This is a genomic window from Hymenobacter armeniacus, assembly GCF_014699055.1.
Classification (GTDB): Bacteria; Bacteroidota; Bacteroidia; order Cytophagales; family Hymenobacteraceae; genus Hymenobacter; species Hymenobacter armeniacus.
This window is the reverse complement of the sequence record NZ_JACXAC010000001.1, coordinates 397,759-411,314: the sequence shown is the minus strand read 5'-3', so window position 1 is coordinate 411,314 and position 13,556 is coordinate 397,759. Positions and strand designations below refer to the sequence as shown.

Annotated in this window: 9 protein-coding genes and 1 tRNA gene; 7 read left to right on the top strand and 3 right to left on the bottom strand. The window is 64.8% G+C overall.

Annotation, left to right across the window (positions count from 1 at the left end; translation table 11 throughout):
* Positions 1–54: 54 nt before the first annotated feature.
* Positions 55–142: transfer RNA gene (locus IC234_RS01800), tRNA-Ser, on the bottom strand.
* A gap of 170 nt (positions 143–312) precedes the next feature.
* On the opposite strand from IC234_RS01800, the gene IC234_RS01795 reads away from it, so the two are divergent.
* The 7 genes from IC234_RS01795 (at position 313) to IC234_RS01765 (ending at position 12,096) form a co-directional block, all read left to right on the top strand.
* Positions 313–1,278: a VWA domain-containing protein gene (locus IC234_RS01795; protein WP_190922120.1), complete on the top strand. Its 966-nt coding sequence runs from the start codon at positions 313–315 to the stop codon at positions 1,276–1,278.
* Positions 1,275–2,291, top strand: a complete 1,017-nt coding sequence (locus tag IC234_RS01790; protein ID WP_190922119.1) for a hypothetical protein — start codon at positions 1,275–1,277, stop codon at positions 2,289–2,291. Before IC234_RS01795 ends, IC234_RS01790 begins: the two co-directional genes overlap by 4 nt.
* 138 nt (positions 2,292–2,429) lie before the next feature.
* A complete protein-coding gene (locus tag IC234_RS01785; RefSeq protein WP_190922118.1) occupies positions 2,430–3,614 on the top strand; it encodes an acetyl-CoA C-acyltransferase in 1,185 nt (394 codons plus the stop codon).
* A gap of 120 nt (positions 3,615–3,734) precedes the next feature.
* The gene (locus IC234_RS01780) at positions 3,735–5,183 is read left to right on the top strand and encodes a toxin-antitoxin system YwqK family antitoxin (RefSeq protein WP_190922117.1); all 1,449 of its coding nucleotides are present in this window, start codon (positions 3,735–3,737) and stop codon (positions 5,181–5,183) included.
* Positions 5,184–5,647: 464 nt separating this feature from the next.
* Positions 5,648–8,182 carry an outer membrane beta-barrel protein gene (locus tag IC234_RS01775; RefSeq protein ID WP_190922116.1) on the top strand — a complete coding sequence of 845 codons (2,535 nt, stop codon included), beginning with the start codon at positions 5,648–5,650 and terminating at the stop codon, positions 8,180–8,182.
* Between the two features lie 228 nt (positions 8,183–8,410).
* Complete coding sequence (locus tag IC234_RS01770) at positions 8,411–9,940, top strand: serine hydrolase domain-containing protein (protein ID WP_190922115.1); 1,530 nt, start codon at positions 8,411–8,413, stop codon at positions 9,938–9,940.
* Between the two features lie 215 nt (positions 9,941–10,155).
* A complete protein-coding gene (locus tag IC234_RS01765) occupies positions 10,156–12,096 on the top strand; it encodes a M28 family peptidase (RefSeq protein WP_223827423.1) in 1,941 nt (646 codons plus the stop codon).
* Positions 12,097–12,187: 91 nt separating this feature from the next.
* On the opposite strand, the gene IC234_RS01760 is transcribed toward IC234_RS01765, so the two are convergent.
* Positions 12,188–12,559 (bottom strand): hypothetical protein, encoded by a 372-nt coding sequence (locus tag IC234_RS01760; protein WP_190922114.1) that lies wholly within the window; start codon positions 12,557–12,559, stop codon positions 12,188–12,190.
* Positions 12,560–12,645: 86 nt separating this feature from the next.
* The gene (locus IC234_RS01755) at positions 12,646–13,401 is read right to left on the bottom strand and encodes a helix-turn-helix domain-containing protein (protein ID WP_190922113.1); all 756 of its coding nucleotides are present in this window, start codon (positions 13,399–13,401) and stop codon (positions 12,646–12,648) included.
* Positions 13,402–13,556: the final 155 nt, after the last annotated feature.

Below are 13,556 nucleotides of genomic sequence, written 5' to 3'. Positions count from 1 at the left end.
GTTTCCTACTGGGTGGAGCCCCAATGGGACGCTTTCGCAACCCAACATTATCAGTGGAGAAGGGGGGATTCGAACCCCCGGTAACCTTTAGAGCTACGGCAGTTTAGCAAACTACTGGTTTCAGCCACTCACCCACTTCTCCAGGCTGGTTTCGCTTCCGTCCGAAGCGGGTGCAAATATACGGGCGGAACTGAATTAGCCATACCCTGAGCGAAAAATTTATCTTTGGGACGATTTAAGAGTTCCCACGCTGCCACCTTTGCCGGTGAGGCACGTGGCCCCGCCCCTTCCGTATCTTTTATTGATTCCCGTTTGCTAACCTGGGCGTATCCTGATTTTGTGGCGGCCGGCCTGGCGTTGTTGCTGGCGCTGGGCCTGCTGGCGCGGCACTGGCAGCGGGCGGGCCGCGCCGGGCGGGCACTGGGCACCCGGGCCCGCCACCGCGGGTGGAAGCTGACGCTGCGCCTGCTCACCGGCGCGGCGCTGCTGGCGGCGGCGCTGGGCCCGTCGCTGGGCGTGAGCCAACGCCCGGTGCGCACCGCCGGCAAAGACGTGTGGCTGCTGGTGGACGTATCGCGCTCGATGGACGCCCCCGACGTGGCTCCGTCCCGCCTGCTGCGGGCGCAGGCCGAGCTGGAAACGCTGGTGGCGCAGTTTCCGGCCGACCGGCTGGGGCTGGTGGTGTTTGGGGCTGAAGCCGTGGTACAATGCCCGCTAACTTATGACCAAGCGGCCGTGCAGGTGTTCATTCGCACGCTGCGCACCAGCCTGCTGCCGGCCGGGCCCACCACCCTGCGCGAGCCCCTGGAACTGGTGCTGAAACGGCTGAGCCCGCAGGCCGGCACGCCCCGCGCCACGGCCCTGGTGCTGGTGAGCGACGGCGAAGACTTTGGCGAAAACCTGGAGCCCGTGCTGCGCGAACTGGCCCGGGCCGGGGCGCGGGTATACACGGTGGGCGTGGGCACGGAAAAGGGCAGCACCATACCTAAGCTAAACGGGGGCCTAGTGCGCGACGGCAAAGGCCAAGTGGTGCAAAGCCGCTTGCGCGAAGCTCCGCTGCTGCAACTTTCCGCCCAAACCGGCGGCCAGTATGTGGAGCTGAGCAACCAGCAAAATGGCTTCGAGCCGTTGCTGCGCCTGCTGCGCAACATGCCCGGCGTGGCCGAGCAGGTGCGCACCGTGGCCGTGGCCGACAACCGCTACCGCTACCCGCTGGCGGTGGCCCTGCTGCTGCTGGCCCTCGACGTGGCCCTGACCCTAACCATTATTCGCCCGTGAAATACGTTGCGCTGGTGCTACTGCTGATTGGTGGGCCGGGCTGGGCGCTGCTCACCGGCGTGCGCGACCGCAACGTGGCCGTGCGGCGCGGCACCGTGGCTTACCAACGTGGCGCGGCGGCGCGTGCGGCCCAGGCATTTGCCGCGGCGCTGAATGCCAACGCCCGCGCCAAGCCCGACCCACGCCTGGTGCTGAACCTGGCCCACGCCCAAACCCGGGCCGGACAGCTGGCGCCCGCTGCCAGCACCTATGGCCGGCTCCTGACCGCCACGCCCCCGGCCTTGAGCAGCGTGGCCCGGCAGCAGCTGGCGGTGCTGGCGGCGCAGCGGGGCGAGCTGGCCCAGGCCGTGGGCCTGCTGCGCCAGGCCTTGCTGCTGGACCCGCGCAATGAAAGCGCCCGCTACAACTACGAAGTGCTGACCGATTACCTGGCCCGGCGGCCCAACAGCCCCCAAATAGCACCGCCCCCGGCCGAGCCCAATCAACCAAAGAACAAGCCGGACAAGTCGGCCCCCGAGAAAAACGGCAGCGCCCCCAACCAGTCGGCCACTAAGGAAGGAACGGACCGCAAAGGCGAAATCAACGACCAGCAGCCAAGCCCCGCGCCACCCACCAGCCCGCCCCAAAGCCGCGCGGCTCCCGACGGCCAACCCGACAACCGGCGGCCCTCCCCTGCCCCGGGCGCGGCGGCAACGGGGGGGCGGGCACCCGGCTCGGGCCCCGCCGCGCCCCTGCCCACGGGCGAAGCGCCCGGCCAGCAGCGCGGGCTGGACCGCGGCGCCGGTTCGTCAGCCGAATCTGGCCAGGGTCGCAGCAACCGCCCGGGCACCGAAACCGCCGCCCCGGCCGACGTGCAGCTCCAAACCCAGCGCGAGCGCCTGCAAGCCATGAACCTGAGCCCCGCCCAAGCCCGCCAGCTGCTCGAAACCCTGCGCGCGCAGGAGCAGCAGTACCTACAGCAGCTGGCGCGGCCGGCCGAGCGCAAGCCCGACCCCAATAAGCCGACCTGGTAATTAGGTCCTAAGTGCAAGCAACTTGTGCCACCAACTAAATCCGACTAACGCCCGTTAGGCAGTTGTCGCGTTCGGGGGTTCTAAATCCGTACTTTTGCGGCCAGATTCATCCTCCCACCCCACTTCAAACATTTCGGTATGCAAACCAAAGAAGTTGTCATTATTTCCGCTGTCCGCACGCCCATTGGGTCTTTTGGCGGGGCGCTGGCGTCGTTGTCGGCCACCGAGCTGGGCGCCATTGCCCTGAAAGGTGCCCTCGACAAAGCCGGCGTGGCGCCCGCAGAAGTCGAGCAGGTGATTATGGGCAACGTGATTTCGGCCAACCTCGGCCAGGCCCCCGCCCGCCAGGCCGCCAAGAAAGCCGGCCTACCCGACACCGTGGAATGCACCACCGTAAATAAAGTGTGCGCTTCGGGCTCCAAGGCCATCATGTTTGCCGCCCAGGCCATCATGCTGGGGCAAGCCGACGTGATTCTGGCCGGCGGCATGGAGAGCATGAGCAACGTGCCCTACTACCTCGACAAAGCCCGCTTCGGTGCCAAGTACGGCCACAGCCAGATGATTGACGGCTTGGTGCGCGACGGCCTCTGGGATCCCTACCACGACTACGCCATGGGCAACGCGGCCGAAAACACGGCCAAGGAAATGGGCATCACCCGCGAGGAGCAGGACGCTTTCGCCATCGAGAGCTACACCCGCAGCGCTGCTGCTGCTAAGGCCGGCAAAAAGAAAGACGAAATCGTGCCCGTGACCATCGAGAGCCGCGGCAAAACCACCGTTATCGAAGATGACGAGGAATACCTGAAGGTAGACTTCGCCAAAGTGCCCGGCCTGAAACCCGCCTTCATCAAAGAAGGCGGCACCGTGACGGCTGCCAACGCCTCGACCCTGAACGACGGCGCCGCCGCCGTGCTGCTGATGAGCCGCGAGAAGGCCGACGCGCTGGGCCTCACGCCCATCGGCCGCATTCTGGGCTTCGCCGATGCCGAGCAGGCGCCGGAGTGGTTCACCACGTCGCCCTCGCTGGCCATCCCCAAAGCCCTGAAAAACGCCGGCAAAACCGCCGCCGACGTGGATTTCTACGAAATCAACGAAGCCTTCTCGGTGGTGAGCCTGGCCAACAACAAGCTGCTGAACCTGGAAGGCACCAAGGTGAACAAATACGGCGGCGCCGTGAGCCTGGGCCATCCGCTGGGCGCCTCGGGCGCGCGCATTGTGACCACGCTGATGAACGTGCTCAAGAACGAGGGCGGCAAAATCGGCGTGACGGGCATCTGCAACGGCGGCGGCGGCGCCAGCGCCATTGTGGTGGAAGCGCTGTAATTTTTTCTGTCTTTGACAATCGAAGAGCCCCACCGAAAATTCGGTGGGGCTTTTTTTGGCCCGACTTTTAGAGACAATTTCCCATCGCACGGAAAATCCCTTTTCTGCGTTCTTGCGCCTATGAAATACCTGGTTCCTTTTTTCTTTTTGCTGCTGGCCCTGCCCTCGCACGGCCAGCGGCTGAAGCGTTTTATTTCTTATTACGACTCGCTGAAAACCAACAAGCGGGAAGTGTACACGGCCCTGGTGGCCGCCGATACCGTGCCGCAGGGCACGTACAAGCGCTTTTATCGCAACGGCAAGCTGGAGCAACAAACCAGCTTCACGCAGGGCAAGCGCGATTCGGCCTACGTGGAATTTCACCCCACCGGCACCCGGCGGCTGGAGGCTACTTATAAGGACGGCATCCGGCAGGGCCCGTTCAAAACGTATTACGACGACGGCCACGTGGCCCAGGCCGGCTTCTTTGAAAACGACGAGCCCAACGGCGAAATCACCTACTACCACCCCGACGGCTCGGTGAAGCTGCGCACCACCCTCGCCAAAGGCCAGCCCAACGGCGCCCTCAAAGCCCTGTACCCCGACGGCAAGACCCAGGCCGAAATCAGCTACGTGGACGGCCAGCCCAACGGCGCGGTGAAATTCTACTACCCCAACGGCGTGGTGCAGAGCGAGGGCAGCTTCTCGAAAGGCCTGCTGTCGGGCCCTTACAAAACGTATTACCCCAACAGCCAGATTGAGGTGGAAGTGCTGGCCGACAAGAACGGCCGCGGGCGCTACCGGAGCTACTACATGAGCGGCAAGCTCCAGACCGAGAGCACCTACGCCCCGGCCCCGCTGGTGCAGCGTGCGGTGAAAAACCCGCTGGGCGACGACCTGACCAAGCGCGCGGCGCCCGTGAGCGGCACGGCCAACCTCGACGGCCCGGCCACCAGCTACTACGAGAGCGGGCAAGTGAAATCGAAGATGACCTACCGCAACGGCGTGCTGGTGGGCCACGGCATTGAGTACTACGAGAACGGCCACCTGCGCGAGGAAACCGACTATGCCAACGGCGGCAAAGACCGCAAAATCACGCGCTACCACGACGTGGCCGGGCAGCTGAAACAAGCTGAAGAGCAGTACAAAAGCGGCCGGCCGGCCGGCACCTGGCGCGAGTTTTACCCCGATGGCAAGACGCCCCGCAAAGTGGAAACCTACGGTCCGCAGGGCAAGCTGGTGGGCGAACGCCTCACTTACTACGAAAACGGCACGGTGCAAAGCCGGCAGCCTTACCTGAACGGCTTCATGGCGGGCGTGGCGCAGGAATACTTTCCCTCGGGCAAGGTGCGCAAGGAAACCACCTACGTGCGCAGCATGATTCAGGGCCCGTTTAAGGAATACCGCGAGGACGGCACGCTGGCCGTGAACGGCCTGTACCGCAACAGCAAGCAGAGCGGCGTGTGGACCTACTACAAGGAAGACGGCAAAACCGTGGACCGCACCGTGACTTACCGCAACGGCCAGCAGGTGACCGACCCCGTGCACCAGCCCAAACCCAAGCCCAAGGCTCCGGTGAAGCGGCGCTGAGACCGTCGCGACGGCCAAGAAATGGATACTCATGCAATAAAAAGCCCCGGCCGTCTGGTTGGGGCTTTTTGCTTTTACTCGGAAAAAGGTGAAAATATCAGGCAACCCTACTGAGGCAACTTGCATCTGTAGCTGCAGTTCCGCACCGCTCCCTGCAGGTAGCCGGAAGAAGCAGCAAAAATTTATTGCGGCTTACTAATTGATTTTCAGAAGTTCATCACAGCGCAGCCTTCGCTTAACGAAAAATTATTGCTTTAGTACCTTGCGTTACAAAGTACCTGCTTTACATTTGTTCTGTTCTTAGCCCAGTAGCTGAGCTAAGCGGGTACCCAAGATGACCCGCTAGCCCGTTGCTTCCACTCACCGGAGTTTGGGCGGCCGAATTGCCCACCACCCAGCGGAACCGCGGCCGCTGCCAGCGCCGGGCAACTCCCCCACCCACCTCACCTTCCATTTTCTGCACCATGAAAACTTTTTTCACCGCTTCTGCCCTCTCCCTTCCCGGCCGCGTGCTGCGTGGCGCGGCCCTGGTTTCGCTGTTGCTGCCCTTGGGGGCGGCAGCCCAGACGGGCGGCCCGGGCAGCGTGAGCGGCAGCCTGCTAGAAGACGGCTCGGGCAAGCCCGTGCCGTTCTCCGACGTCGTGCTGCTGCGCTCGGCCGATTCCACGTTCGTTACGGCCGCCCAAACCACGGAGCAGGGCGCTTTCCGGGCCGCTGGCCTGCCACTGGGCACCTACCTGATGCGGGTGCAGGACCTAAACTACAAAGCGTTGCGCCGCCGCTTCACCTTGACCGAAGCGGCACCCGCGGCCCAGTTTCCAGGCCTGAAAATGACGGCCGCCACCGCCACCAAGCTCAGCGAAGTAGTGGTGACGGCCCAAAAAGCCACCGTGGTGGAAGAGCTGGGCAAACGCGTGATAAACGTAGAAAAAGACCTAGGCAGCGTGGGCGGCACGGCGGCCAACGTGCTGCAAAACGTGCCCTCGGTGAGTGTGGACGTGAACGGCACCGTGAGCATGCGCGGCACCTCCAACGTCACCATCCTCATCGACGGCAAGCCGGCCGGCGTGAGCAACGGCGGCGCCGGCGGCCAGCGCCTCGACCAAATTCCGGCCTCGCGCATTGCGCAGGTCGAAGTCATCACCAACCCCTCGGCCAAGTACGACGCGGCCGGCGGCGGCGGGGTCATCAACCTCATCACCAAGAAAGAAACCCGCAACGGCACCAACGGCACGGCCGCGCTGAACCTCGGCACCGCCGACAAGTACAGCGGCAACCTCAACCTGAGCCGCAAGCAGGGCAAAGCCACCTGGCAAGCCGGCTATGACGGCCGCGACGTGACCTACGGCAGCAAGGGCCACAGTGAGCAAATGGCCTTGCTGGGCCCCGAAACCGTGCGCACCACGCAAGTGGCGGCGGGCAACGAAATCCACCGCAACCACTCGCTGCGAGCCGGCGTGGACCTGCAGCTGCCCAAGGACCAGACCCTGAGCCTGAGCGTGAACGCCGGCACCGAGCGCAACATCGAAGGCGAAAGCCAGGAGCTGACCCAGCAAACCAACAACGGCCCCGTGCAACGGGCCCGCGGCCGCCAGGACCTCGACGTGCAGGTGAAAGTGCTGAACTTCGGCAGCAACTACCGCCGCACCTGGGCCGAGCACAAGGGCCGCGAGCTGAGCGCCAACTTCGGCGGCGTGGTGATTGACGCCAACGTGCCGGTGGTGCAGCGCCAATACGTGGAAGCCGGCTCGGGCGGCGCTCCGCAGCCCGGCACCCGCCAGCTGCTCGAGTTGCTGGCCAACATCCAGTTTGCACAGGTGGACTACACCCGGCCGCTGGCCGACGGCAAGGGCCGCCTCGAAATGGGCGCCAAAGTGGAGCACCAGGGCAACCGCGGCGCCAACAAGTTTGGCTACGCCGCCAGCGAAAGCCGCCCCAACGACTTCGTGGACGACCCCAACCGCTCGCTCGACTACACCTCCGACCAATTGGTGCCCGCCGCGTACGTTACCTACCAGCGGCCCCTCGGCGCCAAGTGGAGCGCCCAAGCCGGCCTCCGCTCGGAGTACACCATCCTGAGCGGCAGCATCCGGGGCGGCGTGGGCATCCAGCAGCGCGGCAGCCTGGCCCAAGACTACCTCAACTTCTTCCCCTCGGCCACCATCAACCGCGAATTTGGCAAGGAGCCCGGCCAGAACCGCCTGCAGCTGAGCTACGCCCGCCGCCTCAACCGGCCCAATTTCATGCAGCAGCTGCCGCTGGCCATTTACCAGGACCCGCGCAGCTACCGCCTCGGCAACCCGCGCCTGCGGGCCGAATTCAGCCACAACATCGAGCTAGGCCACCAGCTAAACCTAGGCCAGGCCACCATCACCAGCACCGTGTTTGCCCGCATCACCACCAACTCCATCCAGCGCCTGCGCTTCGTGGACACCATGGCCACCCGCCTCGCCGGCCCCGGCGCCGGCCTCGTGACGGCCGAAACCTACGACAACTTGGGCACCACCACCAACCTCGGCGCCGAGTTTAGCCTCAACCAGCCCCTGGCCAAATGGTGGCGCCTGAACGCCAGCACCAGCCTCTACCGCGCCCAGATTGCGGGCAACGGCATCGGCAACAACCGCACGGCCCTGGTGGGCACCGCCCGCCTCACCAACAACTTCACCCTGCGCCCCACCCTCGACGTGCAGCTGAGCGGCAACGTGCGCTCGGCCTCGCTCACGGCCCAGGGCCGGCAGCTGGCCTGGGGCCAGATGGACATCGCCCTGCGCCAGCGCCTGTTCTCGGACCGCGCCGCCCTCACCCTGCGCGTATCCGACGTGCTGAACACCAGCTCCTACCGCACCGAAATCGAAACCAACGCCCTCACCAGCACCCGCTACGCCAAAGACGAAACCCGCGTGGGCTGGCTGGGCTTCACCTGGTACATCGGCGCCAGCAAGGCCAAGCCGGGCCGCATCGAGGCCGCGCCCCAGGGCGGCGGCGGCTTCGGCGGCTGATAAAACCAGTGCCCCGAAGCGGTGCTTCGGCCCAGGCGAACACCACGAATCTTCAAAGAACCGAAGCACCGCTTCGGAACACTGTCCCACCCCGCTTTTCTCTCCTTCTTTCTGCGAATGGTCTCGTCGTCTGCAAATCAGGCGGCGGGACTTTTTTTTGGTGGGGCTACGAAGTTTTGACACCGTAGCTTCGCTGCCCATTTGTCTCCTCCTTTTCAATTGCTTCCAATGCGCAAGCTGCTCCTACTCGCCTCATTCCTTGCACTGGCCACGCTGCTGGCCAGCACTACGGCCCAGGCCCAAGCGTCGCAAACGGCTTTCACTTCCTACGCCCAGTTCAACGACACGCTGGTGGCCCGCTTCAACCGCGGCGACTTTCAGGGCGTGGAAGCCTTTGGCAGCCCGGCCCTGCGCCAGCTTGAACCGCTGGGCGCCATGGCTAAGCTGCTAGCCGGCTTGCGGGCCAAAACCGGCCGCGTTGGCAGCAGCGCCGCTTTGGAGGCGCGCGGGTCGCGCCACGCGTTTGCCTGGAAAGGGGAAAAGCAGAACCTACGCGTGACGCTGGTGTCGGCGACGCCGGGCGTGCTGGACGACTACACCATTTCGGATTTTATCGAGCAGCCCGCCGGCGCCCGGCGCACCGCGCCGGTGCTCACCGACAACCCGCAGAAAACCGCCCTCGACCAGGCCGTGCACCGCGCGGCCTCGCTCTACATGCAGCACCCCGACGCGGCCGGGCTGTCGATTGCGGTGTACCAGGGCGGGCAGGAGCGGTTTTATAACTACGGCGAGGTGGAAAAGGGCACCGGCCGCCGGCCCACGCCCACCACGTTCTACGACATGGGTTCGGTGGCCAAAACCTTTGTGGGCACGCTGCTGGCCCAGGCCGTGCTCGATGGCAAGGTGAAGCTGACCGACGACATCCGCCCCTACCTGCCCGGCCCGTTCCCCAACCTGGAGCTGGAGGGCCAGCCCATTCGCTTCGTCGATTTGGCCAACCACACTTCGGGCCTGCCCGTGAAGGCCCACAACTACACGCCGGAAACAAAGAAGCGCATCGACGGCCTCCCGCTGGCCGAGCAGATGGCCTACTACAACCAGTTTTCGGCCGATAGCCTGCTGCTGAACCTGCGCACCTTCCGGCTGGACACGCGGCCCGGCACCACCTACCGCTACAACGGCGTGGGCATGAAGCTGCTCCAGCTGCTGCTTGAGCGCGTGTACCAGCAGCCCTACGAACAGCTCGTGACCGGCTACGTGCAAAAACACTTCAACATGCCGGACACCAAGCGCGTGCTGACCGCCAAGGAGCAGGCGCGCTTCGCCACCGGCTACGCCCAGCCCAACCGGCCCCAGCCCCACCCCACCTACACCGGCTACTGGGCCGGCCCCAACCTGAGCTCGACCCCGGCCGACCTGCTGAAATACCTGCGCGCCAACCTGGCCGAGCGCGACCCCGCCGTGCGCCTCGCCCACCAGCTCACCTACCGCACCGCCCCCGGCGCGGGCATCGGCCTGGGCTGGATGCTCGACACCGACGCCGACGGCTGGGCCCGCATCTACCACAACGGGCAGTCGCCGGGCTACAACACGCGGCTGGCTTTCTACCCCGGGCAGGACGTGGGCTTTGTGATTCTGGTGAACGAGAACCTCAACCAGGGCCGGGTCACTGAAATGGAGGAGTTGCTCAAGCAGCAGCTCCCCAAGCCCGTTGCCGCACCTACAGCGGTTTCGCGGTCAGGGTCTGGCGGGCAGTAGCGCGAACTGCTCTAAGCAGTCGGCCAAGGCGGCGATGATGCGCCCCTGATGCATTGGGACGCCGTGCTGTAATGCCGGGACTGCCGGCACGATGAAGTCTCCGGCCCAGCTCGGCTGCGCAGGTGTTCCCGGGGCCGTGGCTTCGGGCAGCCAGCCCCGGAATTGGTTTTACTCATTCCTTTCTCTGCACACCTTTTTCATTCTTTCTGGTTTCTATGTCAAAACAACTCCCCCTGGCCCTCGCGCTTTTGCTGGCGGCCGGCACCGCCTCGGCCCAATCGGGCAAGATTAAAGTCAAGACTAAGCCCGGCCGAAACGCAGCTACCACTACCCCCGCGCCGGCCGCCGCGCCCACCGACTGGTCCGTGACCTACGCCCAAACCATCACGCCGGCAGGCCTGAAAGCCGACCTCGACGTGCTGGCCTCGGACGCGTACGAAGGCCGCGAAACCGGCAAGAAAGGCCAGAAAATGGCCGCCGACTACATCGCCAAAGCCTTTGCGGCCAACGGCCTGACCGGTCCCGTGGCGGGCTCCGACAATCCCTACATTCAGCACTTCGGCATGAAGCGCACCAGCCTCGACCTGGCCGCCAGCACTGTGAAGGTGGGCAGCCAGACGTTTCAGGGCAAGCGCGATTTCTATGGCATTATGACCGATGCTTTTGCCACGGGCGCGCCGCTACAGCCGGTGTTTGTGGGCTATGGCATCAAGGAGGACAAGTACTCAGACTTTGCCGCGCCCGCCGACTACAAAGGCAAGGACCTGATTCTGTTGGCCGGTGAGCCGTTGAACGGCCAGGGCAAGTCGCTGCTCGGCCTCGATGGCAAAGCCAGTGCGTATGCTTCGGCGACGCTTGACGGCCTGATGGCGCGCCGCAAAGGCATTTTTCCGCTGGGCGCGCGCTCCATCATCCTCGTCATGCCCACGGCAGCGGCTTATTCGGCCGTGCCCCAGGCATTTGGCCAGCTCATGGACCACGACGACCTCACCTTCGACGGCGCGGAAAAGAAGAGTTCGGGGTTCAACATTTTGATGGTGTCGCCTGAAATGGGCGCCAAGCTGCTGGGCACCACCCCGGCCGCCCTCGACAAGTACCGCCAGAGCGTTGCCAAGGCCGGCAAGCCAGTGGCCTCGCCCTTCAAGCCCGCGGCCGCCACCGCCCAGGCCAAACTAAACACCGAGCCCTTCACCACCGAAAACGTGCTGGGCTACCTCGAAGGCGGCGACAAAAAGGACGAACTCCTCGTGGTGTCGGCCCACTACGACCACCTCGGCGTGAAGGACGGCGTGGTGTTCAACGGGGCCGACGACGACGGCTCGGGCACGGTGAGCGTGCTGGCCATGGCCCGCGCCTTTTCGCAGGCCAAAAAGGAGGGGCACGGTCCGCGCCGCAGCATCCTGTTTCTGGCCAATACCGGCGAGGAAGAGGGCCTGCTGGGCTCGCAGTACTATACCGACCACCCCGTGTTCCCACTCGAAAAGACCGTGACCGACCTCAATATCGACATGGTGGGCCGCGTGGACAGCCTGCACCAGGGCAAGGGCGACTACGTGTACCTGGTGGGCGCCGACCGCCTCAGCACCGAGCTCAACGCCCTGAGCGAGGCCACCAACCAGCAGTACAACCCGCTGGCCCTCGACTACAAATACAACGACCCGGCCGACCCCGAGCAGATTTACTACCGCTCCGACCACTACAACTTCGCCAAGCACAACGTGCCCATCATCTTCTATACCAGCGGCCTGCACCCGCAGTACCACAAGGCCACGGACGATGTGGAGTTCATCGACTTCCCGGCCATGGCCCGGCGCGACCAGCTCATCTTCCACACGGCCTGGGCCCTGGCCGAGCGCGACGCCCGCGTGGCCCTAAAGCCCGAGTTTGTGAAAACCAACTTTGCGCCTACAGCCGCCGACCTCGACCGCTACGCCGGCACCTACGGAAGCGCCCAGATTCCGCTCAAAATCACCTTCACCCGCGAGGGCAGCGCCCTCAAGGCCCAAGCCACCGGCCAGCCGGCCTTCACGCTGGAAGCCGTGAGCCCGGGCGTGTTCAAGTTCGACCCGGCCCAGCTGCGCGTAGAGTTCTCGCCCGAGCAGCCCACCTTCAAGTTGAAGCAGGGCGGCGGCGAATTTGAATTCAAGAAAGAGTAGTTTCTCGCCTTCCTTTCTGCAAGCGAAGCCCCGTCGTCGGTTTAGTCCGGCGGCGGGGCTTTTTGGTGGGTATCCGTTTGTAGGCAGTGCTTCAGCGCACGGCGTACACGCGCTGCACGCGGCGGTCGGCGCTGAGCTGCTGGGCCACCAGCGCGGTATTCACCTGGCCCAGGCCTGGGTCGTCGAGCACCCGCTGCAGGGCCAGGTTGAGTTTGGCGGCCGTTTTGCGGCACAAAGGGCGGGCGCTGTTCAGGTTGAGGCACAGGCCGTCGATGCGCTCCTGGTACACGAGTTGGTCTTGCGCGTTGTAGAAGCGCACGATGGTGAAGTCGCGGGTGGTGAGGTTGGTTTCGAGGTTCCAGTAGCCCGCCGTGGTCACGGCCGCCGACTGGGCGTTGGCAGTCGCTGCGCCTGCCAGGAGCAGCGCCAGCCCAAAGAATTGAGAAAACAAGGATTTTTTCATAGCTAGGCAAGGAAAAAAAGTGAGAAGAAACGATGGCGCGTGGACTCGGCGGCGGCCGATGCGGCCCGCTATGCCCGCACCGCGCCTTAGGCGGCGGGAATGGGCTGCTCGGGGTTTGCCTTGAAAAAGGCGCTGGGCGCTTGCCCGGTAAACCGCCGGAACTCGCGAATCAGGTGAGCTTGGTCGTAGTAGCCACAGGCGTAGGCCACGTCCTGCCAATTGGGGGCCGGGCTGGCGGCCAGTAGCCGAAACGCGTGGTTGAACCGCACCAAGCTGGCGTACAGCTTGGGCGCCGTGCCTACTTCGGCCAGAAAGCGGCGTTCGAGCTGCCGGCGGCTCAGGCCCACGCCCTGGGCCAGCGCTTCGATGCTGACCCGGCCCTCTTGCCGTAAAATGCTGCCGGCCACGGCATCAACGGCGTCGGGCAGCGCCGTGGTGTGGGCCGCGTGGGCCAGCAGCAGCTCGTCGGCCGCCGCCGGCCACGCCACGTGGCTGCCGGCCTCCTGCATGCGGTGCAGCAGGGCATTGACGAACGCCAGCGCGGCCTCGCCCGGCCCGGCCCGGGCGGTTCGCCCCTCGGCCAAGGACAGGCCAAACAGATGATACAAGCCGGCCGGCCGAAAGAAAATGCTCAGGCCCTCGTCTCGGCCCGGCAGCCGCAGCCAGAGCATCCGCCGGGCAAAACCCAGCGGGTCTTGGGCAGAAAAGGGGGGCAGGTCGGCGGGGGGGCTGTGGGCCGTGGCGGCGGTCGGCGGCCCGAGTTCGGGGTCGTTGTGCCACAGCCCGTAGCACTCCACGAAGCCGCTCAGCTCCGGCGAAGGTGAAAATGCCGTAATGTGCATATCTATCTGCGGGGCCTTGCCCAGTTCTAACCATGTGCCGCTCAAACCCGGCCCTTGCGACAACTCAAGACAAATTTACAATATTAAATTTTTTGAATATTGTACGAATGCGACATTGTTCGTTTATGCGGCGAGGATGACTTCGCATTGGCCAC